17 protein-coding genes are annotated in these 22,297 nt (G+C 62.9%); all 17 read left to right on the forward strand.

From position 1 onward, the window contains the following. Nucleotides 1-5: 5 nt before the first annotated feature. The 17 genes from VDP81_RS07180 (at nucleotide 6) to VDP81_RS07260 (ending at nucleotide 22,293) form a co-directional block, all read left to right on the forward strand. Nucleotides 6-695, forward strand: coding sequence for a hypothetical protein (locus VDP81_RS07180; RefSeq protein ID WP_323011928.1), 690 nt, complete (start codon nucleotides 6-8; stop codon nucleotides 693-695). A gap of 38 nt (nucleotides 696-733) precedes the next feature. Next, on the forward strand, nucleotides 734-2,386 hold the full coding sequence (locus VDP81_RS07185; RefSeq protein WP_416233216.1) for a (2,3-dihydroxybenzoyl)adenylate synthase: 1,653 nt from the start codon (nucleotides 734-736) through the stop codon (nucleotides 2,384-2,386). A gap of 27 nt (nucleotides 2,387-2,413) precedes the next feature. Beyond that, the gene (locus VDP81_RS07190) at nucleotides 2,414-2,653 is read left to right on the forward strand and encodes a phosphopantetheine-binding protein (protein ID WP_322995702.1); all 240 of its coding nucleotides are present in this window, start codon (nucleotides 2,414-2,416) and stop codon (nucleotides 2,651-2,653) included. Then, nucleotides 2,650-6,633, forward strand: a complete 3,984-nt coding sequence (locus tag VDP81_RS07195) for an amino acid adenylation domain-containing protein (RefSeq protein ID WP_323011930.1) — start codon at nucleotides 2,650-2,652, stop codon at nucleotides 6,631-6,633. The genes VDP81_RS07190 and VDP81_RS07195 overlap by 4 nt, the downstream gene beginning before the upstream one ends. A gap of 26 nt (nucleotides 6,634-6,659) precedes the next feature. Beyond that, nucleotides 6,660-7,772 (forward strand): YncE family protein, encoded by a 1,113-nt coding sequence (locus tag VDP81_RS07200; RefSeq protein ID WP_323011931.1) that lies wholly within the window; start codon nucleotides 6,660-6,662, stop codon nucleotides 7,770-7,772. Between the two features lie 2 nt (nucleotides 7,773-7,774). Then, on the forward strand, nucleotides 7,775-8,941 hold the full coding sequence (locus VDP81_RS07205; RefSeq protein WP_322995705.1) for an isochorismate synthase: 1,167 nt from the start codon (nucleotides 7,775-7,777) through the stop codon (nucleotides 8,939-8,941). Continuing rightward, entirely contained in the window at nucleotides 8,938-9,573 is a 636-nt protein-coding gene (locus VDP81_RS07210) for an isochorismatase family protein (protein ID WP_323011932.1), read from the forward strand. Before VDP81_RS07205 ends, VDP81_RS07210 begins: the two co-directional genes overlap by 4 nt. A gap of 33 nt (nucleotides 9,574-9,606) precedes the next feature. Next, a complete protein-coding gene (gene dhbA / locus VDP81_RS07215; RefSeq protein WP_323011933.1) occupies nucleotides 9,607-10,422 on the forward strand; it encodes a 2,3-dihydro-2,3-dihydroxybenzoate dehydrogenase in 816 nt (271 codons plus the stop codon). A gap of 275 nt (nucleotides 10,423-10,697) precedes the next feature. Then, nucleotides 10,698-15,395, forward strand: coding sequence for a glutamate synthase-related protein (locus tag VDP81_RS07220; protein WP_323011934.1), 4,698 nt, complete (start codon nucleotides 10,698-10,700; stop codon nucleotides 15,393-15,395). 11 nt (nucleotides 15,396-15,406) lie between these two features. Further along, nucleotides 15,407-16,870: a glutamate synthase subunit beta gene (locus VDP81_RS07225; RefSeq protein WP_322995709.1), complete on the forward strand. Its 1,464-nt coding sequence runs from the start codon at nucleotides 15,407-15,409 to the stop codon at nucleotides 16,868-16,870. Nucleotides 16,871-16,938: 68 nt separating this feature from the next. Beyond that, nucleotides 16,939-17,760, forward strand: a complete 822-nt coding sequence (locus tag VDP81_RS07230; protein WP_323011935.1) for an ABC transporter ATP-binding protein — start codon at nucleotides 16,939-16,941, stop codon at nucleotides 17,758-17,760. Further along, complete coding sequence (mlaE, locus tag VDP81_RS07235) at nucleotides 17,757-18,545, forward strand: lipid asymmetry maintenance ABC transporter permease subunit MlaE (protein WP_322995711.1); 789 nt, start codon at nucleotides 17,757-17,759, stop codon at nucleotides 18,543-18,545. The genes VDP81_RS07230 and mlaE overlap by 4 nt, the downstream gene beginning before the upstream one ends. A gap of 42 nt (nucleotides 18,546-18,587) precedes the next feature. Next, entirely contained in the window at nucleotides 18,588-19,070 is a 483-nt protein-coding gene (gene mlaD, locus VDP81_RS07240) for an outer membrane lipid asymmetry maintenance protein MlaD (protein ID WP_323011936.1), read from the forward strand. Nucleotides 19,071-19,131: 61 nt separating this feature from the next. Then, the gene (locus VDP81_RS07245; RefSeq protein WP_323011937.1) at nucleotides 19,132-19,968 is read left to right on the forward strand and encodes a VacJ family lipoprotein; all 837 of its coding nucleotides are present in this window, start codon (nucleotides 19,132-19,134) and stop codon (nucleotides 19,966-19,968) included. Between the two features lie 44 nt (nucleotides 19,969-20,012). After that, the gene (locus VDP81_RS07250) at nucleotides 20,013-20,663 is read left to right on the forward strand and encodes an ABC transporter substrate-binding protein (protein WP_323011938.1); all 651 of its coding nucleotides are present in this window, start codon (nucleotides 20,013-20,015) and stop codon (nucleotides 20,661-20,663) included. Nucleotides 20,664-20,713: 50 nt separating this feature from the next. Beyond that, nucleotides 20,714-21,505, forward strand: coding sequence for an ABC transporter ATP-binding protein (locus VDP81_RS07255; RefSeq protein WP_322995715.1), 792 nt, complete (start codon nucleotides 20,714-20,716; stop codon nucleotides 21,503-21,505). 29 nt (nucleotides 21,506-21,534) lie between these two features. Next, the gene (locus tag VDP81_RS07260) at nucleotides 21,535-22,293 is read left to right on the forward strand and encodes an ABC transporter permease (RefSeq protein WP_322996413.1); all 759 of its coding nucleotides are present in this window, start codon (nucleotides 21,535-21,537) and stop codon (nucleotides 22,291-22,293) included. Nucleotides 22,294-22,297 lie beyond the last annotated feature (4 nt).

A 22,297-nucleotide genomic window follows, 5' to 3' on the forward strand; every position in this document is an offset into this window, starting at 1 on the left:
CACCCATGGAACCATGTTTTGTCCTGGCGTTGAGCGGTCTGCCGGATGCAGCGCTGGCCGCACGGCTATGCCGTGTTCTGCCCGCCGCCGAATGGCAATGGATTCAGCGCCTGCATCGGCCTGAGGACCGTCTGCGCAGCCTGTGCGGACGGGCGGCCCTGCGGATTTTGCTGGCCCCCAGGCTGGGCTTGCCCACCACCAGCATCCCGCTGTGCACCGGCCCTTGGGGCAAACCCATGCTGGCCAGCCCAGCCGGAACGCCGCCAGATTGGCATTTCAATATTGCCCACAGCGCAGACCAGGTGCTGCTGGCCATCGGACGTCAAGCGCTGGGCGTTGATGTCGAGGCCTGCCCAAAACAGCCGGACCACGCGCTGTACCGGCTGGTGACAGGCCACGCCCCGCAGTCCACCGAGCAAGCCCAAAATCCGCTGGATTTTTGCCGACAGTGGGTCTGTCGGGAAGCGATTCTGAAAGCCTGTGGCATGGGGCTGAACGCCCCTATGGGTGCCCTGCGGCTGCACCCCAGCGAATCAGGTTGGTGGCGGGTATCAGGCCTCCCGGCTGCTGAAGGGCTGCTTGTCCGACAGCTCTGGCAATCAACGGCACACTGCGCCGCCCTGTGTCTGCCGGATACGGCTTCCTGGCAGTTGCAGCAGCACGACGGCACATCGTGGTTTTATACTAGAATATAATCATTCTCATTATCATAAGCATGGTCAATATGATCTCTATGCTTCCCACACAAATCTGGCCGGACGACTTGGCTGCCCGCTATCGCGCGGCGGGATACTGGCGCAACGAAACTTTCGGCGCCTGGCTGCACGAGCGTGCCGTGACGCATCCGGACCGGCTCGCTGTCGTAGGCGGCGCACAACGTTGGACATACGCGACCCTGGATCAGCGAGCGTCTTCACTGGCGGCCGGATTCCTTCAGGCCGGCCTGGTGCGCGGCGACCGCGTACTGATCCACCTGCCCAATATCCCGGATTTCATCGCTGTCGTGATGGGCCTGTTTCGCGCCGGTCTGATTCCGGTATACGCCCTGCCCGCCCACCGCATCACCGAAATCGAACACTTCGCCAGGGGCTCGGACGCCCGTGCCTATATCGCTGCCGATCATCACGCCGGCTTCGACTACCGGGCGTTGGCGACAGAATTGCGCCAGCGCTGTCCAACTATTCAACGGATCTGGGTCCATGGCGATGCCGGGCCATTTTCATCCCTGGAAACTCTGGTTGCCACAGATGGCAGCGCCGTCCCACCCAATATATCGCAGGGTACGGATGTCGCTTTTCTGCAGATTTCGGGCGGCAGCACGGGCTTGTCCAAGCTTATCCCCCGCACCCACGACGATTACATCTACAGCTTGCGAGAATCCGCACGCATCTGCGGCCTGGGGCCCGACACCGTGTTTCTGGGTGCCTTGCCGATCGCGCATAACTTTCCCATGAGTTCCCCTGGTTTTCTGGGCACGCTGTATGCCGGAGGCCGCGTCGTCCTCAGCCTTGCGCCCGACCCCGAATCCGCTTTCGCCCTGATCGAGCGCGAACACGTCACCGTCACCAGCCTGGTGCCGCCCTTGCTGCTGCAATGGTTGGATCTGGCCGCCGACACTGCATACGATCTGCACAGCCTGCGCACCATCCAGGTCGGCGGGGCAAAGCTGTCGGCGGAAATCGCCCGCCGCGTGCGTCCGATGTTAGGCGCCACCCTGCAGCAGGTTTTCGGCATGGCCGAAGGCCTGGTCAACTACACCCGCCTGGATGACCCCGAAGACACCATCATCCATACCCAGGGCCGCCCCATCAGTCCAGACGACGAAATCCTGATCCTGGACGACGATGGCCAGGCAGTGACCCCAGGCCAGGCGGGCCACTTGCTGACCCGCGGCCCCTACACCATCCGCGCTTATCACAACAACCCTTCGGCCAATGCCCGCTCCTTTACTGCGGACGGCTATTACCGCACCGGCGACGTGGTACGCATGACCCCCGATGGCTACCTGGAAGTCCAGGGCCGCGCCGGGGATCATATCAACCGGGCCGGTGAAAAAATCTCCGCCGAGGAAATCGAGGACTACCTGCTGTCGCACCCACAGGTCTTCGATGCCGCCGTGGTGTCTATTCCCGACGAATATCTGGGTGAGCGCAGCTGCGCTTTCATTATCCCAAAGGGCGCAAGACCCCGGACCATCGAACTGAAGACATGGATACGCGGACGCGGCATCGCCGACTTCAAGATCCCGGATCAGATTGTCTTCGTCGATCAGTTTGCCACCACGGCTGCCCTGAAGCTCAGTCGAAAAGCCCTGCGCGCCGAGCTGCGCACACGCTTGCTGGACCAAGGCGCCGACCAGACGCCGCCGTCCTCGCTGCCTCAGTAAATTTATTGTCACTCGCCACTGTACACGATGAACAGCCTGTCCCTGGAGCGCATGCGCGCCGATATTGCCCACCTGCTGCACGAACCCCCCGAAGACATCCATGACGACGATAATCTGATGGATCTGGGGCTGGACTCGATGCGTTTGATGAAACTGGCCTCGCTCTGGCGTAAGGCCGGCGCCCAGGTGGAGTTTTCCGACCTGGCCGCCGACGCCACGCTGGCCCAATGGTGGGCGCTGGTCAGCGCCGGCAACGACGCACCATGACAGCAGAGACACTGCCTTCCAACACGGCGGCTGCTCTCCTGCTGGATTGGGTGCCCCTGACCGAAGCCCAGGAAGGCCTGTGGTACGCGCAACGGCTGGACCCGGCCAACCCAATCTTCAACCCGGCCCACTGCACGACCCTGCGCGGTCCGCTGGATGTGCCGCGCTTTATCCGGGCGGTCAATCAAGCCTTGGCCGAGGCGCAAGCCCTGTCACTACGATTCAGGGAACTGCCCGACGGTCCCGTGCAAGCACTGGACCCCGGACTGAGTCCCAGCCTGGAAGTCCACGATCTGCGCCATAACGCACCCGATCGGGCGCAAGCCCACGCCTGGGCTTGGATTCGGGACGATCTGGCCCGTCCGGTCGATCCCCTGCGTCAAGCCCTGTCACACCAGGCATTGTTTCTGTGTGGCCCCACCCTGACGCTTTGGTATCAACGCGTCCACCATCTGGCGGCGGACGGCTATGGCATGGCCCTGATCGAGGGCCGCGCCACCCGCCTGTATGCGGCTCTGGGCAATACTGCGACGCCTGTCGAGCCTCCGCTGGCGCCGCTGGCACCGGTCTGGGCCGAAGACCAGGCATGGCGCGCCAGCGAGGCGCGCCGCCGGGCTCAGGCTTTCTGGCGCGACCACTGCCAAGGCCACCTGCCTGCCGCCAGCCTGACTACCGACACAGCACTCAGCGCCCATGTCTGCCTGCGCCATGAAACCGATGCAGATCCCAGCTTAGTCGCGGCACTGCAAGCTCTGGAAGCCAGCACCGAGGTCAGCTGGCCGGATATTCTGACAATTCTGGGCGCGGCCTATATAGCGCGCCATCTGGGACCGGCCGAATGCAGCGTCGGCGTTCCCGCCATGGGTCGCCTGGGTAGCCGTAGCGCCCGGGCCGTGGCCACCGTCATGAATATTGTCCCCTGGGTATGTCAGCTGGCCGAAAACATCCCCCTGGCCGATACCCTGGTGCAGGGTGCCCGCAGCCTGCGCACCTTGCGCCGCCACAGCCGCTATCGGGCAGAGCATCTGCGCCGCGATCTGGCCCTGCCGGGCGGTCTGCCGCGCCTGCATGGAGCCATCCTGAATGTGCTGCCGTTCGACGCCCCCTACGCCGCCGTCGGCCTGGACGCTGCCCAGACGGTCCTGTGCACCGGCCCCGTCGAGGACATTACTTTCAGCTTTCGCGCAGCGCCCGATGGCAGTGCCCTGCGCCTGGAAGTCGAGGCCAACCCTAGCCTCTATACATCAGCCCAGGCCCAGGCATACCTGACGCGCCTGGCCGTGTTTCTGTCTGCCGCCCTACAGGCCCAACAGCTGGCCGATGTCGCCACCTTAACCCCCGCCGAACACGAGCGCTGGGCCTTGGCGCCAAATCGCACCGACCACCCCCTGCCGGACGGCACACTCTGGTCGCGCATCCAGACTTGCCTGTTGGCGCAGCCCGACCATATCGGGCTGCAGGATGCCACAAAAGGCACCCACCCCTGGACCTACGCTGAGATCGACGCCTGGACTGCCCAAGCAGCCTGGCAACTGCAGCAACGAGGCGCACGACCCGGCACCCGCATTGCCGTGGCCATGCCTCGCTCTGCACTACGGGTGCTGTGCCTGCTGTCGATCCTGCGCAGCGGAGCCGCCTACCTGCCGCTGGATGCAGCCCAGCCGCCAGCCCGCCTGCGCCATATTCTGGACGATGCCCAGGCCCTGTTACTGATCTCGTCGCTGGATCTGTGCGACGGTCTTGTCACCCAGGCGCTGGACCCTGACACGTTGGGGCAGATGACAAATTTCAGCCCTGCCGCTCCGCGTCCCGATCCTTACCCTGCCAGCCCCCAGGACCCTGCCTATCTCATCTATACCTCGGGTTCGACCGGCGCCCCGAAAGGCGTCATCGTGTCCCATGCCGCCATCGTCAATCGGCTGGAATGGATGCGTATGCACTATGCCATCGACGCTGCCGACCGCATCTTGCAAAAAACCCCAGCGACCTTCGACGTGTCGGTCTGGGAACTATTTCTGCCCTTTTTATCCGGCGCACGTCTGGTGGTCGCTCCGCCCGATGCCCATCGCGACCCAGCCTGGCTATGCCGTCTGATCCGCCAGCACACCATCAGCGTGCTGCATTTCGTGCCATCCATGTTGGCTGCCATTCTGGAAGAACCCGACGCCCAGGGGCTGGAAACCCGGCTGGTTTTCTGCAGCGGCGAAGCACTGCCAGCCGTGTTGCGCGACCGATTCAAACGCACCATCACGGCCCAGCTGCATAATCTTTACGGCCCCACCGAGGCCGCTGTTGATGTTTCATATTGGCCAGCCGATAGGGATGACTACAGCCAGCCTGTCCCCATCGGCTGGCCGGTCTGGAATACACAAATGCACGTCCTGGACGTCGGCTTGCACCCCGTACCGCCGGGTGTGACCGGACAGCTGTATCTGGGCGGCTGCCAATTGGCCATTGGCTACCTGGGGCGGCCAGACCTGACTGCCGAACGCTTCATCCCGGCCCCAGTCGGCCTGCCCGGCCCCCGGTTGTACGCCACCGGCGACCTGGCCAGCCGCCGAGACGACGGGGCCATCGTCTACCTGGGACGGCTGGACCACCAAGTGAAACTACGCGGCCAGCGTATTGAGCTGGGTGAAATCGAAGCGGTGCTGACGGCCCACCCGGCAATTGCGCAGGCCGCCGTATTAGTCCGCGAGGACGAGCCCGGCCATACTCTGTTGGTGGCCTATCTGGTGATGACCGAGCCCGGCCAGACCGCCGAGCCCGTCGCCCTGAAGGCCTATGCCGCCAGCCTGTTGCCGGACTACATGGTGCCCAGTGCCTGGGTGCAATTGCCTGCGCTGCCCACCACCGCCAACGGCAAGCTGGACCGCAAGGCCCTGCCGCGCCCGGCATTCAGCCACCGCGACCACGGCCATGCCCCGCGTACGCCCACCGAGCACCGCGTTGCCCAGGCCTTCCAGGCCGTCCTGGGTCTGGACAATATCCCCGCCATCGAAGATGACTTCTTTGCCCTGGGCGGCCATTCACTGCTGGCGGCGCGCCTCGCGCTACAGCTGCGCGACCCCTGGGAGGTCTCCCTGGGCACAATTTTCCAGCATCCCACCGTCAGCCGCCTGGCCCGCCATCTGGATGCCCAGGCCGACTGCACGGCAGACGCGACCCAAGCGGGCTTTGGCCCGATAGTCACGCTGCGCGAGGCCCCCGGCCTGCCAGCCCTGTTCTGCCTCCACCCGGCAGGCGGCTTGTCCTGGTGTTATGGCGCACTGGCGCGCGCCCTGTCCCCGGCTCGCAGCGTGCATGGCATTCAGGCGCCCGCCCTGGCGGGCCAGCCTACCCCAGACAGCCTGACGGAACTGGCCAGCCACTACGCCGATCTGATGCTTGCCCTGCAAGCGGACGGTCCCTATCACCTGGCAGGCTGGTCCGTCGGCGGTATTCTGGCGCAAGCCATTGCGGTTGAACTGCAGCAACGCGGACACGCCGTCGGGGTGCTTGCCCTGTTGGATGCCTATCCCAGCGAGGTCTGGCGTGATCGCCCCGAGCCCGCCGCAGACGATCTTTACAAGGCCCTGCTGCACATTGCCGGGGCTGACCCACAGGCCTTGCCGCACACACACCTGAATCGTGCCGGCGTGATTGGTTTTCTGCGCAGCAAAGGCCACCCGCTGGGCGAGCTGTCCGATATCCGTCTGGATGCGGTTTTCGATACGGTCGGCCACACCAATCAGCTCGTGCGCCGCCACTGGCAGCTTCACTATGACGGTCCGGCGCTGCACTTCCAGGCCGCGCTGGATCACAGCGACACGGGCCTGGACCCGCAGGCCTGGCAGCCCCATGTGACCAGCCTGGCGATTCATGCCATTCCCGCCACCCACGCCAGCCTGCCCGGTGCCGATGCCATCGCCCGGATCGCCCCGATCCTGAATACCTGTCTGGTGGCTGCCGATACGGCAATCAAGCCCGCCATCCACTAATTCCCCCCAAGAAAAAAGGAATCCACATGAAGCCCACCCCGGCCCAAGGCCGCCTGTACGCACGCAGCGCAAAATTCATCTGCGCCAGCGCCATCCTGGGATTGGCCGCTGGCTGCGCAACACAGCCACCCAGCGCCTCGGCCACCGCGCCCGCCGCCCCGACATGGACCTTTGTCGCCCAAGCCACCGACCTGCTGCCGGGCGTCTACCAAAGCGCCTATAGCACCAAGACCGGGCAACTCTATATCACCAGCGCGGTCGGCCGCCCGCCCGTGCGCGAGTCCCATCTGATGGCTTTCGATCCCGCCACCCAGCGCCTCGGCACCCAGGTCAGCCCTGCGGCACAAGCCAGCAAACAAGATGGCCAGTTGCAGGCCGTCTACGGCATTGCCGTGGACGATTTGCATGGACAGGTCTGGACCACCAATACCCGCAGCGGCTCAGTGGCGGTCTACGCGCAAAACAGTCTGGCTCTGACCAAGCAGTTCCCGGACAACGCCACCCCGCATGCGCGTGATGTCGTGGTGGATACCGCCCAGCAGCGCGCCTACGTGTCCTCACCCGCCAGCGATCTGATTTCCGTGTTTGACACCACCACGCTGACCCCCTTGCCCAGCATCCCCCTGAAAGGCGTCGGCGAAACGCCAAAACCCATGAGTCTGGCCCTGGATAGCGCCCACCAACGACTGTATAGCGTCAGCCTGAACACCGCCGAAGTCTTTGTCATTGACACGGCGACGGGCAAACAGATCGCCAGCCATCCCATCCCGAATGCCCAGGGCGGAGCGGGTATTGCCGTCGATAACCAGGCGCAGCAGCTATACGTCGCGGCCCAGAAATCCGGCAACCTCAGCATCATGGATGCCTTGAACGGCCAGATCCTGCACCAGATTCCCACCGGGGCAGGCGCCCTGAATGTCGCCTTCGACCCGGTCAAGCGTCTGGCCTATGTCGCCAATCGCAGTGCGGGCACGGTCACGGTGGTCAATACCGCAGGCGTGATTCAGGCGCAGATCGACACCGGCTCCTTTCCCAATCACATCACCATGACACCAGACGGCACGGCTTGGGCCTTGGTGAAGAAAAACAAAGACGATCCCCGCCTGGACCGCATTGTCCGCATCGAGGCCCGCCGCTAATCATGGATATGCTGACACGCATTCAGCCCAAGCAGGCCGACCGGCCCTGCCCAGATCCTGACTTTCTTCCGGGGGACAGCCTGTTCGCTTCTCGGGAGGGGGTTTTTCACGGACGCGGCTGCCTGCTGCACACGGAGCCACTGGGCGATATCAGCCGCCAGGCGACCAGCCTGCTGGCCCAGGCAGCGGACACCCAGGCGGCGCCTGTGCTACTGGGTCTGCTGCCCTATGACCCAGCCCAGCCGGCGCAACTGCGCATCCCCCGGACAATCCACTGCCCCCACCCACCCACCCAAGCATCATCCGCCACGCCCCCGGCCCGCGTTCTGCAGGCCCGCGAATACCCCTCCCGCACACAATACGAACAGGGAGTGCGCGATGCCCTGCGGCGCTTGGACCAAGAATCTGCCTTGCGCAAGCTGGTGCTGTCCCGCACGCTGCAACTGAGGCTGGCGCAGGACATCGACCTGCACACGGTCATCCAGCGCCTGTGGCAGCGCAATCCACACGGCTACACCTACGCCATGCCACTGGGCGACGATCAGCATTACTTTATCGGGGCCAGCCCTGAACTGCTGATCCAGCGCCACGGCCGCCGGATCACCGTGCACCCGCTGGCGGGCACCGCTGCCCGTCACGCAGATCCGCAGGCTGACGCCGACAGCGCCCAGGCCCTGTTGGATTCCCCGAAAGACCTGCACGAACACGCCATCGTGGTCGAGGCCATCGACACGATCCTGCGCCCCTTGTGCCGCCATCTGAACATTCCCGCCCGACCCAGCCTGACCTCCACGACCCGACTATGGCATCTGGGTACGCCTATCCAGGGCGAGCTGGCCGATCCTGGCATCACCGCCCTGGACCTGGCCATTGCCCTGCATCCCACCCCGGCGGTCTGCGGCCTGCCGACCGCCGACGCACGCCGGGCCATTGCCGATATTGAGCCCTTCGAACGCGGCTATTTCGCCGGCGCCGTCGGCTGGTGCAATGCCCAGGGTGATGGTGTCTGGTCAGTGGCGATCCGCTGCGTCCAGAGCGCAGGTCGCGACCTGACTCTCTATGCCGGCGCAGGCATCGTGCCCGGCTCGGTGCCCGAACAAGAACGTATTGAAACCGGAAATAAGCTGCGCACCATCCTGGATGCGCTAGGGATCGAGTTCACGCCATGAGCATCCCCAGCCTGCCCTCTTATCCCATGCCAGACCAGCCGGTGAACAATCGGGTCAATTGGTCGCTTGAGCGCGCCCGGACTGCCCTGCTGATCCACGACATGCAGGATTATTTTCTGGGTAAATTCGATACCACCCAAGCGCCCATTCCGGAGCTGCTCAGTACCATCACGCGGCTGCGCGCACGCTGCCATACGTTGGGTATCCCGGTGTTCTACACCGCCCAGCCGCCCGTGCAGCCCGCCGCCGACCGTGCCTTGTTGAACGATTTCTGGGGACCTGGCTTGACCGACCCAGCGCAGCAAGCGGGCGCCGGGGTGGTGTCCCCGCTGACCCCTGGCCCGCAAGACACAGTACTGACCAAATGGCGCTACAGCGCCTTCCAGCGCTCTGATTTTCGCCAACAACTGGAAAACCAGGGGCGCGATCAGTTGCTGATTACCGGCGTCTACGCCCATATTGGCTGTCTCAGCACCGCCCTGGAGGCCTTTATGCAGGACATCCAACCCTTTCTGGTCCTGGACGCCTGCGCCGACTTCAGCCTGGACGACCATCAGATGGCTGTCCGCCATGTATCGCGCTGCTGCGGCATGAGCCTGACCACCGCTGAAACCCTTCAATCCCTGGCCTGACACGGCCCCTCTCTCTGGCCAACGCAATCTCTGATGAATACTGCTCTCGATTTCCAAGATCGCCACATCCTGGTCACTGGCGCGGCCAGCGGCATCGGTGCCGCCGTGGCTCGCCAGTTGCTGGTTCGGGGTGCCCGCGTTTCCGCAGTCGACCTCGACGAGCAGGGCCTGCAGCAACTGCGCATTGCCGCCGTTCATCCTGCGCCTGCGAAAGGGCTCGCGGATCACCAGCGTCTATGGCTGGCCCACCTGGATGTGCGGGACGCCGCTGCCGTCAACCGCATCGTCGACCAGGCCCAGGCCGCCCTGGGCCCGCTGGACGGTCTGGCCAGCGTGGCGGGTGTGCTGGAAATGGGCAATATCATCGATCTGGACGACGCCCAATGGGCGCATTGTTTTGATGTGAACGCCACCGGCGTATTTCATGTCTGCCGATCCGTGGCCCGACAACTGCATCAACGTGGATCAGGCGCGATCACGGTGGTCAGCTCTAATGCAGCCACGACGCCACGCGCCGGGATGGCAGCCTATGCAGCCTCCAAGGCCGCCGTGACACAGTTTGCGCGCTGCCTCGGGCTGGAGCTTGCCCCACACGGCATCCGGGTCAATATCGTGTCGCCTGGCTCTACCGACACAGCCATGCAGCAGGCCATGTGGGCGCGAGGCAGTTCGCTGTCCACCGTCATCCAGGGAGATGCCGTCCACTGGCGGCTGGGCATCCCCCTGGGCAAGATTGCCACACCGGACGAAATCGCGACATCCGTGCTGTTTTTGCTATCGGACCACGCCAGCCACATCACCTTGCATGATTTACGGGTAGACGGCGGCGCAACCCTGGATCAAGGGTGACCCGATGACGCGGGCAAGACACATGCCTTGCCGGGCCTGAACAGAAAATTTCCGTCATCGACAGCATGGTTTTTATTTCAAACCAAAAGACATCAGAAAAAAATGAATTGAATTTCAATTTAATTGATCCGTCCCTATTTTTAAACCCATAGAACATAAGCCCTATTAAATAGGGACGGATCAATTAAAAAATGATTGTCAGCCAGGCATGAGCAGCGTAATTTTTCGATTCCACCCGCCGTGCGTGGAATCTTGCATTACCTGACGAGCCTGCCATGACCCATTCTGCTTCCTGTCCTCCCGGCCATCCGGCCGCCCAGGGCTTATACCACCCCGAATACGAACATGACGCCTGCGGCGTCGGCTTTGTCGCCCACATCGAAGGGCGCAAAAGCCACGCAGTCATCCAGCAGGCCCTGAAGATACTGGAAAACCTGGACCACCGGGGTGCCGTGGGGGCGGACGAGCTGATGGGCGATGGCGCCGGCATCCTGATCCAGATCCCGGATCAGCTGTATCGCGAAGACATGGCCGCCCAGGGGGTCACGCTGCCGCCCCCCGACGACTATGGGGTCGCCATGGTGTTTCTACCCAAGGAAACCGCCTCCCGGCTGGCCTGCGAACGCGAACTGGAACATGCTGTGCGCGACGAGGGCCAAGTCGTGTTGGGCTGGCGTGATGTTCCCATTGCCCACGATATGGCGATGTCGCCCACGGTACGGGCGTGCGAACCCGTGATCCGCCAGCTGTTTATCGGACGGGGGCCAGACATCATGGTGCCCGATGCGCTGGAGCGCAAACTCTACGTTATCCGCAAAACCGCCAGCCATGCCATCCAGCGCATGCAACTGGCGCATGGGCAGGAATATTTCGTGCCGTCGATCTCGGTACGCACCGTAGTCTACAAAGGCTTGCTGCTGGCCAGCCAGGTCGGCGTGTACTACCGCGACCTGACGGATACCCGCGTGGCGTCGGCGCTGGCGATGGTCCACCAGCGGTTCTCCACCAACACCTTCCCCGCCTGGCCCCTGGCCCACCCCTATCGCATGATTGCGCACAACGGCGAAATCAATACGGTCAAAGGTAATTTCAACTGGCTCAGGGCGCGCGAAGGCGTGATGACTTCCGCCGTGCTGGGCGAAGACCTGGGCAAGCTCTACCCCATCGTCTACGAAGGCCAGTCGGATACGGCAACTTTCGACAACTGCCTGGAACTGCTGGTCATGTCCGGCTATTCTCTGGCCCATGCCATGATGATCATGATCCCGGAAGCCTGGGAACAGCATGCGGACATGGACGAGTCGCGGCGCGCCTTCTACGAATATCACGCCGCCATGATGGAGCCCTGGGACGGCCCCGCCGCCGTGACCTTCACGGATGGCCGCCAGATCGGTGCCATGCTGGACCGCAACGGCCTGCGTCCAGCCCGCTACCTGATCACCGACGACAAGATGGTGGTCCTGGCATCCGAAGCCGGCACCCTGCCGATTCCCGAACACCGCATCATCAAGAAGTGGCGCCTGCAACCCGGCAAGATGCTGCTGATCGACCTGCAACAGGGCCGCATCATCGAAAACGAGGAAATCAAGTCCCAGCTGGCCAATGCGCACCCTTATCCGCAATGGATCGAGCGCCTGCGCATGAAGCTGGAAGATTTGCCGACCCTGAAAGCCGACGATCTGCCCGAGTCCAGCGCCAGTCTGCTGGATCGACAGCAGGCTTTTGGCTGGACCCAGGAGGACTTCAAGTTCATCCTGGAGCCGATGGCCAGAACCGGCCAGGAAGATATCGGGTCCATGGGCAACGACGCCCCCTTGACCGTGTTGTCGGATCGACCCAAGCCTTTCTACAGTTATTTTCGCCAGATGTTTGCCCAGGTGACGAATCCGCCGATTGACTCGATCCGCGAACAGTTGGTGATGTCACTGGTTTCCTTTATCGGCCCCAAGCCCAATCTGCTGGACATCAATAACGTCAACCCTCCCCTGCGCCTGGAAATCAACCAGCCGGTGCTGAATCAGGCCGCCATGGCGCAACTGCGCCATATCAGCCGCCAGACCAACGATAAATTCCGTTGCAGCGAACTGGACATTACCTATCCGGCGGCCTGGGGACCGGAAGGCATCGAAGCCAGCCTGGCCTCGCTTTGCGCCACGGCAGCCGACGCCGTGCGCAGCGGCAACAACATCCTGCTGATCAGCGACCGCAAGGTGGACGCCGAACGCGTGGCCATTCCGGCCCTGCTGGCGACTTCCGCCATCCACCAGCACCTGATCCGCGCCGGTCTGCGCACTAAAACCGGCCTGGTGGTGGAAACCGGATCGGCCCGTGAAACACACCATTTCGCCCTGCTGGCCGGCTATGGGGCGGAGGCAATTCACCCCTGGCTGGCCCTGGAAACCCTGGCCACACTGGAAGAAACCATCCCCCAGGCGATTGATCATTACATTCATGCCATCGGCAAGGGGCTGAAGAAAGTGATGTCCAAGATGGGCATTTCCACCTATATGTCCTATACCGGGGCGCAGATTTTCGAGGCGGTCGGTCTGCACAGCAGCCTGGTGGAAAAATATTTCAGCGGCACTGCCAGCAACATCGAGGGCATCGATATCTTCCAAGTGGCGGACGAAGCCCTGCGCACCCATCAGGCGGCCTTCGGCACCAACCCCGTGCTGGCCAACCAGCTGGACGAAGGCGGCGACTACGCGTTTCGTATCCGGGGCGAAGCCCACCTGTGGACACCGGACTCCATCGCCAAGCTGCAGCACGCGACCCGCGCCAACAACTACTCCACCTTCAAGGAATACGCCCAGCTGATCAATGATCAGTCGCGGCGTCACATGACGCTGCGCGGCCTGTTTGAATTCCGCGTGGACCCTGCCCAGGCCATCCCCCTGTCCGAAGTCGAGCCTGCCAAGGAAATCGTCAAGCGCTTTGCCTCCGGCGCCATGTCGCTGGGATCGATTTCCACCGAAGCCCACACCACGCTGGCCGTGGCCATGAACCGCATCGGCGGCAAGTCCAATACCGGCGAAGGCGGCGAAGACGCCCTGCGCTACCGCGACGAAATGCGCGTCGGCAAGCCCACCGTGCGCAAGGGCGACACCATCGCCTCGGTGCTGGGGCCTGACCGCATCGTCGCCGACATTCCTCTGATGGCAGGTGATTCCCTGCGTTCCCGCATCAAGCAGGTGGCATCCGGCCGCTTCGGCGTGACCGCCGAATACCTGTGCAGCGCAGACCAGATCCAGATCAAGATGGCCCAAGGCGCCAAGCCCGGCGAAGGCGGCCAGCTGCCCGGCCACAAGGTCACGGACTATATTGCCCAGCTGCGCTACTCCGTGCCCGGCGTGGGCCTGATCTCGCCCCCGCCGCATCACGACATCTATTCCATCGAAGACCTGGCCCAACTGATCCACGATCTGAAAAACGTCAACGACCAGGCATCGATTTCCGTCAAACTGGTGGCCGAAGTCGGCGTGGGCACCGTTGCCACCGGCGTGGCCAAGGCCAAAGCTGACCATGTCGTCATCGCCGGTCACGACGGCGGCACTGGCGCCTCGCCGCTGTCCTCCATCAAACACGCCGGCATTCCCTGGGAACTGGGGCTGGCCGAAACCCAGCAGACGCTGGTGCTCAACCGCCTGCGCAGCCGCATCCGCGTGCAGGCAGACGGCCAGATGAAAACCGGGCGCGACGTGGCGATCGCCGCCATGCTGGGCGCTGACGAAGTTGGTTTTGCCACCGCGCCGCTGATCGTCGAAGGCTGCGTCATGATGCGCAAATGCCACCTGAACACCTGCCCGACCGGCGTGGCGACCCAGGACCCGACGCTGCGCAAAAAATTCAACGGCAAGCCCGAATACGTGGTGAATTATTTCTTCTTCGTTGCCGAAGAAGTCCGCGAAATCATGGCGCAACTGGGGATTCGCACCTTTGACGAACTGATCGGACGGGTGGACTTGCTGGACATGCGCAAAGGCATCAGCCACTGGAAAGCCCACGGGCTGGATTTCAGCCGCATTTTTCATCAGGTGCCCACTGACGAGCCGGTGCGCCACATCGAGAGCCAGGATCACGGCCTGACCCACGCCTTGGATCACCAATTGATCGAACGCAGCAAGGCCGCGTTGGAACGCGGTGAAAAGGTCTCATTCATCACCCCGGTACGCAACCGCAACCGCACCATCGGGGCAATGCTGTCCGGCGAAGTGGCCCGCCGCCACGGCCATGAGGGCCTGCCGGACGACACCATCCACATTCAATGCAATGGCTCGGCCGGCCAAAGCTTCGGCGCATTCCTGGCGCACGGTATCACCCTGGATCTGGTGGGCGAGGCCAACGACTACGTCGGCAAGGGTCTGTCCGGCGGGCACCTGATCGTGCGCTCCCCAAATGATTTTCGCGGCTATGGTCCGGACCACATCATCGCGGGCAACACCGTGCTGTATGGCGCCACCGGCGGCGAAGCCTATTTCAACGGCGTGGTGGGCGAGCGCTTTGCCGTGCGCAATTCGGGCGCTGTCACGGTGGTGGAAGGCACGGGCGACCACGGCTGCGAATACATGACGGGCGGCACCGTGGTGGTGCTGGGCGAAACCGGACGCAATTTTGCAGCCGGCATGTCCGGCGGCATTGCCTACGTCTGGGATCCGGCCGAGGCGCTGGCCAAGCGCTGCAACACCGATATGGTGCAGTTGGCCCCCCTGCCCCTGCACGAGGCCCAACAGCAGGCAGGCGATATCCAGCACTGGCACCATCAGACGCACGACAGCGAACGGGAAACCGACGAAACCATTGTGCGCCGCCTGGTGGAAAACCATTTCCGCCAGACCGGAAGCTTCCGCGCTCGGGAAATCCTGGATGACTGGCCGCAGGCGCGCCGGGCCTTTGTCAAAATCACCCCCACCGAATACCACCGCGCCCTGGGCGAGTTGTGGCAAGCCACCCAAGCCCGGTCATTGGCTGCCTGAAGGAGCACATCATGGGAAAAATCACTGGATTCATGGAGTTTGACAGGATCAAGCCCGCCTACGAAGCCCCCGAGACACGGCTGCGCCACTGGAAAGAGTTTGTTTCCCCCCTGACGAGCGAAGAAGCGCGCGTGCAAGGCGCCCGTTGCATGGACTGTGGCGTGCCGTTTTGCACCCATGCCTGTCCCGTCAATAACATCATCCCCGACTGGAATGACCTGGTCTACCGCCAGGACTGGAAACGCGCCCTGGACACGCTGCTGTCGACCAATAATTTTCCGGAATTCACCGGGCGTATCTGTCCGGCTCCCTGCGAAGCCGCCTGCACCCTGAACCTGAACGATACCGCCGTCGGCATCAAGTCCATTGAGCACACCATTATTGAACGCGGCTGGCAGGAAGGCTGGGTGACGCCCCAGCCGCCCAGTCGCAAGACTGGTAAAAAAATTGCCATCGTCGGCTCTGGCCCGGCGGGCCTGGCCTGCGCCCAGCAATTGGCCCGGGCAGGCCACAGCATTACCGTGCATGAAAAAAGCAATCGCATCGGGGGGTTGTTGCGCTATGGCATTCCGGACTTCAAACTGGAAAAACTGCACATCGACCGACGTCTGGCGCAAATGGAGGCCGAAGGCGTGGAATTCCTGCCATCCACCTATGTCGGTCAGGCCAGCGATGCCGAGGACGGCCTGACAGTCATCACCCCGGATGAACTGCTGGCCCACTACGACGCCGTCGTGCTGGCCGGCGGCTGCGAACAGCCACGCGACCTGCCTGTGCCGGGGCGCGACCTCGACGGGGTGCATTTCGCCATGGACTTCCTGCGCCTGCAAAACAAGACCAACCATGGTGACCGCATTGCCCACCCCATCAGCGCCAAAGGCAAACATGTCGTGGTAATTGGGGGGGGCGATACCGGCTCCGACTGCGTCGGCACCAGCAATCGCCAGGGGGCGGCCTCGGTGACGCAATTCGAATTGATGTTCCGCCCCCCGGAAGAAGAAGACAAGCTCCTGACCTGGCCCTACTGGCCCATTCGTCTCCGTACCTCGTCCTCGCACGAGGAAGGCTGCCAACGTGACTGGGCCATCGGCACCCAGGCCTTCGAGGGCCGGGACGGACGGCTGGAAAAGCTGATCGCCACTCGCCTGGAATGGGTCAAGGACAAGGCCACCGGCCAACTGAAAATGCGCGAGATCAAGGATTCCCGCTTCGAAATCCAGGCCGACCTGGTGCTATTGGCCATGGGGTTTGTTGCACCAATGCGCCCGGTACTGAATGCCTTCGGGGTGGACGTCACGCAGCGCGGCAACGTGCAAGCCAATACCGATGACTACTGCAGCTCGCAGGCCAAGGTCTTTGCGGCCGGCGACATGCGGCGCGGACAGTCCCTGGTGGTCTGGGCGATTCGTGAAGGCCGCCAGTGCGCACGGTCCGTGGATGAATACCTGATGGGGGCGTCGCAACTGCCACGCTGACAGCCAGTCTGACGAGGCGCTATAGCAGGTACAATCCCTTATCATAGAAAGAGGCCCCTCCCATCCCCATGACCACGCCCCCCGACCCCCTCGTGACCTTCGCCGGCGTCTCGCTGGGTTACGGCGAATTCACGGTACTGCGCGGTATCGACCTGCAAGTCATGCCGGGACAGGTCGTGGCCATGATGGGCGGCTCCGGATCGGGCAAGACCACCTTGCTGCGTGCCGTCACCGGCCAGCTGCCGGCCCAGGCGGGCAACATCACGGTCTTTGGCCGTCACATGGCCGAACTCCACGGCGAATCGCTGCGCGAAGTCCGCCAGCGCATGGGGGTGCTGTTCCAGGGCGGCGCCCTGTTCACCGACCTCGACGTCTTCGAAAACGTCGCCTTTCCGCTACGCGAACACACCTGCATCTCCGAACAGCAAATCCTGGAAAAAGTCCTGGATAAACTGCAGGCAGTCGGCCTGCGGAATGCGGCTCACCTGCGCATCTCGGAAATCTCCGGCGGCATGGCGCGGCGCGTCGCTCTGGCCCGCGCCATCGTGCTCGAACCCGAGCTCATTCTCTACGACGAACCCTTTGCCGGCCTGGACCCGATCTCGTTGGGCATCACGGCACAGCTGATCCGCAACATGACTGACCAACTGGACTGTGCCTCCATCCTGATTACCCACGACGTGGCCGAGTCCTTTGCCATTGCCGATCAGGTCTATTTGATCGGCCAGGGTCGCCTGATGGCCCAGGGTACGCCAGCCCAGCTTTCTGCCGCTCAAGACGACTACCTGCAGCAATTCCTGCAGGGCCGCCCGGATGGCCCCATCGGCTTTCACTATCCACAAACGCCCGCCTTCGACCGCTGGCTGGCCGCCCAACGAGGGATTGCATGAACGCCTTTTTGCGCCGCATTGCTGCCCTGGGACGCGGCTTTATCGCCATGTTGACGAACCTGGGGGCCTTTGCCCGCCTGTTCACCGCCATCCTGGCGCGCAGCAGCATCCTCTGGCGCCGTCCCCGGCTGGTCTCTCAGCAGGTCCATTTCATCGGCAACCACTCCCTGCTCATCATCGGGGTATCCGGCCTGTTTGTTGGTTTCGTGCTGGGTCTGCAGGGCTACTACACGCTGAACCGCTATGGCTCCGAAGAAGCCCTGGGCCTGCTGGTGGCGCTCTCGCTCACCCGCGAACTCGGCCCCGTGGTCACTGCCCTGCTGTTTGCCGGGCGCGCCGGTACTTCCCTGACCGCCGAAATCGGTCTGATGAAGGCCGGCGAACAAATCTCCGCCATGGAAGTCATGGCGGTCGATCCCATCCGCCGGGTGCTCGTCCCGCGCTTCTGGGGGGGTGTCATTGCCATGCCCGTCCTGGCGGCAGTCTTTTCCATGGTCGGTATCCTGGGGGGCTGGTTCGTCGGCGTGGTGCTGATCGGCATCGACCCCGGTGCCTTCTGGTCCCAAATGCAAGGGGGCGTCGATGTCATCAACGACGTGCTGAATGGCGCGATCAAGAGCCTGGTATTTGGCATCGTGGTCACCCTGATCGCCCTCTACCAGGGCTGGACCGCCAAAGCCACCCCCGAGGGCGTCTCGCGCGCCACCACCCGCACCGTCGTCAACGGCGCCCTGGCCGTGCTGGGGCTGGACTTCCTGCTGACCGCCCTGATGTTTGCCCACTAACCACACCCCTGCGCGCGCGCCCCGCCCCAAGGAAACTCACTTATGACACGCGAAAAAACCGATTTCTGGGTTGGACTATTCATCCTGTTGGGCCTGATCGCCCTGGTGTTTCTGGCCCTGCGCGCCGGTAACATGAGTTCATTCTCCTTTGCGCCTACCTATCAGGTGCAGGCTTATTTCGATAATGTCGGCGGCCTGAAGGTCCGTGCGCCCATTAAAAGCAGCGGGGTCGTCGTCGGCCGGGTCGCCGCCATCGGCTTCGACAACCAAAAATTCCAGGCCAGCGTCGTCCTGGACTTGGAAAAATCATACGAATTCCCCGCTGACTCCTCCGCCTCCATCTTGACCTCCGGCCTGTTGGGCGAGCAATACATCGGCCTGACCCCTGGCGGCGAAGACAAGAACCTAAGCGACGGCAGCACCATACAAATGACCCAATCCGCCGTCGTGCTTGAAGACCTGATCAGTAAATTCTTATATGACTCAGCCGAAAAAGAAGGCGCCAGCCACGCCTCGCCAAACTAAACCCGAAGGCTACAATACCCAAAACAGCCAATTGGGCCATCTTCCATCCTGATCATTCCAAATGACCACATCCATACTCGCCCCCGCCTCGCGCCGTCCCTCCCGTCATGCCAGCCGCACTCTGCTGGCGGTGGCCGCTGCGGTCCTGCTGGCCGGGTGTGCCCAGGTTCCCACCCCTTCCGCCAACGACCCCTGGGAATCCTATAACCGCGGCATGACCCAGTTCAACGACGCCGTCGACCGCGCGTTCCTGAAGCCCATTGCCACCGGCTACGAGACCATCACCCCGCGTCCGGTACGCACCTGTGTCCACAATATCTTCGGCAACCTTTTTGACGTCTGGTCTGGTGTCAACAGCCTGCTGCAGGGTCGCGGGCGCGATTTCGTCGATACCTTCGGACGCGTGCTGTTCAATAGCACCGCAGGCCTGGGTGGCTGCATCGACGTGGCCTCCATGCACGGTGCCCGCCAAATCCCCAATGACTTCGGCATGACCCTGGGTGTCTGGGGCTTCAATCACGGCCCCTATCTCGTCCTGCCCTTCTTCGGCCCCAGCACCGTGCGCGACGGCGTCGGCACTGCCGTCACCCTCACGGCGCCGGTCACGCCCACGGCCGCCGTCTTTGCCATCGACAATATCCCGGTTCGCAACAGCATCCTGGGCTTGTATACCGTAGATACCCGGGCAAACCTCCTCGAGGCCGACCGCCTGGTCGATCAGATTGCCCTGGATAAATACAGCTTTATCCGTGACGCCTACCTGCAGCGCCGCAAGGCCATGCTGGACAGCCGACAACAAGGCGAACACGCCAGCACCACCGACGCGCTGGGCCAGTCGCAGACTCAGCCCGACAGCCTGCCGGTCTATGACGACCCGGACTCACCGGACAGCCATTAAGCCATTCTGCCCCCGGCCAGCGCCGGGGTCCATCGGAACCCTAGATGATTTCTGATCACATGACCGCCCTGACCCGATTTTCTCGCCTTCTGCTGCTGGGCCTGGCCCTGAGCCTGGGCGCGCTGACCATGGCCCACGCTGAGCAAAGCGTGGACGCCAATGCCACCCCCGACGTCTTTCTGGAGGCCGTCGCCAACAATATGCTGGGCGCCGTCAAGGCCAGCCCTCAGGCCCTCAAGGGCGAGGCCGACGCGATTGCGGACCTGGTGCGCCAATATGCGCTGCCCTACGTCGACATGAACAAAACCACCCGTCTGGCAGCGGGCCGCCACTGGAAACAGGCCACCCCGGCCCAACAAGACGCCCTGACCCAGGCCTTTACCGGCACGCTGATTCGCACCTATAGCGGTGCCTTTACCCGGGTCACCGTGGATACACGCATCACTTTGCAACCTTTTCGGGGCGATCCGAACGCCGACGACGCCGTCGTCCGCACAACTGTCTCGCAGCCCAACAGCGCCCCCATCGGGGTGGACTACCGCCTGGAAAAAACCCCAAGCGGCTGGAAAGTCTATGATCTGAACGTCGAAGGCATCTGGCTGATCCAGAACTACCGCAACCAGTTCTCCCAGGAAATCAGCCGCAACGGCATCGATGGCCTGATCAAAGCCCTCAACTCAAAAAGCGGGCAATAATTAGCCGCCTATAATGTTGGATGGTGCCTCAATAGGCGCCATTACCTGCCATGCCCGCCTTAGAACTACAAAATATCTCCAAAATCTACGCCCCACCACGGCTATCGCTGCGCGACCGCCTGACCGGTCGCCCCGCACCCACTGGATTCCAAGCCCTGAACAATGTCAATCTGACAGTCGAACATGGCGAGTTCTTTGGCCTGCTGGGCCCCAATGGGGCAGGCAAGACCACCATGATCTCCATCCTGGCCGGTCTGGCGCATGCCACCCACGGCAGCGCCCGGGTCTGCGACTACGACGTCGTGACGGATTTCCGGCAAGCCCGCCAGTCGCTGGGCGTCGTCCCCCAGGAAATCGTCTACGACCCTTTTTTCACGGTCCGCGAAACCCTGCGTCTGCAATCCGGTTACTTCGGTTTGCGCAACAACGACGACTGGATTGACGAAATTCTGTCAAATCTCGGCCTGCTGGACAAGGCCGAAGCCAATATGCGAGCCCTGTCTGGCGGCATGAAGCGCCGTGTGCTGGTCGCCCAGGCACTGGTGCACCGCCCACCTGTCATTATTCTGGACGAACCCACCGCAGGGGTCGATGTGGATCTGCGCCGCACCCTGTGGGATTTCATCACGCGCCTGAACCAGGCTGGCCACACCATCTTGCTGACCACCCACTACCTCGAAGAAGCCGAAGCCCTGTGCGGGCGCGTGGCTATGCTCAAAGCGGGCCACGTGGTGGCGCTGGACACCACCCAGGCCCTGATGGCGCGCTTTGGCGGCGCCGATCTCGAAGACGCCTTTGTGCACATCATGCACGACGACTCCATCCTGGAGGCCGAGCTGTGATCCGCCCTACCACTCAAGCCCGCCCCGCCATGGGATCGGGTTTTCCGACCCTGCTGCATAAAGAACTCATGCGCTTCTGGAAGGTCGGGCTGCAGACCATCGCCGCGCCTGTGGTCACCGCCTTGCTGTACCTGCTGATTTTCTCGCATGTGCTCGAAGACCGCGTCCAGGTTTACGGCAGCCTGTCCTACACTGCCTTTCTGATTCCTGGCCTGATGATGATGAGCATGCTGCAAAACAGCTTTGCCAACCCTTCATCCTCCCTGATCCAAAGCCGCATCACGGGCAATCTGATCTTCGTCCTGCTGCCGCCGTTCTCGCACCGCCAGATATTCACCGCCTATCTCGTCGCTGCCGTAGTGCGCGGCCTGAGCGTCGGCGTATGCATCTGGATCGTCGCACTGTTCTTTGTGGCATTGCCGGTGGCCGCCCCGCTATGGATGCTGGTGTTCGCCATCCTGTCCTGCTGGATTCTAGGCACCCTGGGCCTGATCGCCGGGCTCTGGTCCGAGAAATTCGACCAGCTTGCCGCCTTCCAGAACTTCCTGATCATGCCGGCCACCTTTCTGTCCGGTGTGTTCTATTCCATCCACAGCCTGCCGCCCTTCTGGCAGGCCGTTTCCAGCTGGAACCCCGTTTTCTACATGATCGACGGCTTTCGTTACGGCTTTTTCGCCGTTTCCGACGTCTCCCCCTGGCATGGACTGGCCGTCGTGCTGGCCGTTGCCATTGCCCTCAGCCTGTTTGCCCTACGCCTGTTGGCGACCGGCTACAAACTCCGGAGCTAAGTCA

The sequence above is a fragment of the Castellaniella sp. genome, from assembly GCF_034675845.1.
GTDB lineage: Bacteria > Pseudomonadota > Gammaproteobacteria > Burkholderiales > Burkholderiaceae_B > Castellaniella.

Bases quoted from the DNA above. Each gene is read 5' to 3' on its own strand.
- mlaE (WP_322995711.1), top strand. From the start codon at position 17,757: ATGAACGCCTTTTTGCGCCGCATTGCTGCCCTGGGACGCGGCTTTATC.
- VDP81_RS07195 (WP_323011930.1), top strand. From the start codon at position 2,650: ATGACAGCAGAGACACTGCCTTCCAACACGGCGGCTGCTCTCCTGCTG.
- VDP81_RS07185 (WP_416233216.1), top strand. From the start codon at position 734: ATGCTTCCCACACAAATCTGGCCGGACGACTTGGCTGCCCGCTATCGC.
- VDP81_RS07255 (WP_322995715.1), top strand. From the start codon at position 20,714: ATGCCCGCCTTAGAACTACAAAATATCTCCAAAATCTACGCCCCACCA.
- VDP81_RS07180 (WP_323011928.1), top strand. From the start codon at position 6: ATGGAACCATGTTTTGTCCTGGCGTTGAGCGGTCTGCCGGATGCAGCG.
- VDP81_RS07225 (WP_322995709.1), top strand. From the start codon at position 15,407: ATGGGAAAAATCACTGGATTCATGGAGTTTGACAGGATCAAGCCCGCC.
- VDP81_RS07210 (WP_323011932.1), top strand. From the start codon at position 8,938: ATGAGCATCCCCAGCCTGCCCTCTTATCCCATGCCAGACCAGCCGGTG.
- VDP81_RS07200 (WP_323011931.1), top strand. From the start codon at position 6,660: ATGAAGCCCACCCCGGCCCAAGGCCGCCTGTACGCACGCAGCGCAAAA.
- VDP81_RS07230 (WP_323011935.1), top strand. From the start codon at position 16,939: ATGACCACGCCCCCCGACCCCCTCGTGACCTTCGCCGGCGTCTCGCTG.
- dhbA (WP_323011933.1), top strand. From the start codon at position 9,607: ATGAATACTGCTCTCGATTTCCAAGATCGCCACATCCTGGTCACTGGC.
- VDP81_RS07190 (WP_322995702.1), top strand. From the start codon at position 2,414: ATGAACAGCCTGTCCCTGGAGCGCATGCGCGCCGATATTGCCCACCTG.
- VDP81_RS07245 (WP_323011937.1), top strand. From the start codon at position 19,132: ATGACCACATCCATACTCGCCCCCGCCTCGCGCCGTCCCTCCCGTCAT.
- mlaD (WP_323011936.1), top strand. From the start codon at position 18,588: ATGACACGCGAAAAAACCGATTTCTGGGTTGGACTATTCATCCTGTTG.
- VDP81_RS07205 (WP_322995705.1), top strand. From the start codon at position 7,775: ATGGATATGCTGACACGCATTCAGCCCAAGCAGGCCGACCGGCCCTGC.
- VDP81_RS07260 (WP_322996413.1), top strand. From the start codon at position 21,535: ATGGGATCGGGTTTTCCGACCCTGCTGCATAAAGAACTCATGCGCTTC.
- VDP81_RS07250 (WP_323011938.1), top strand. From the start codon at position 20,013: ATGATTTCTGATCACATGACCGCCCTGACCCGATTTTCTCGCCTTCTG.
- VDP81_RS07220 (WP_323011934.1), top strand. From the start codon at position 10,698: ATGACCCATTCTGCTTCCTGTCCTCCCGGCCATCCGGCCGCCCAGGGC.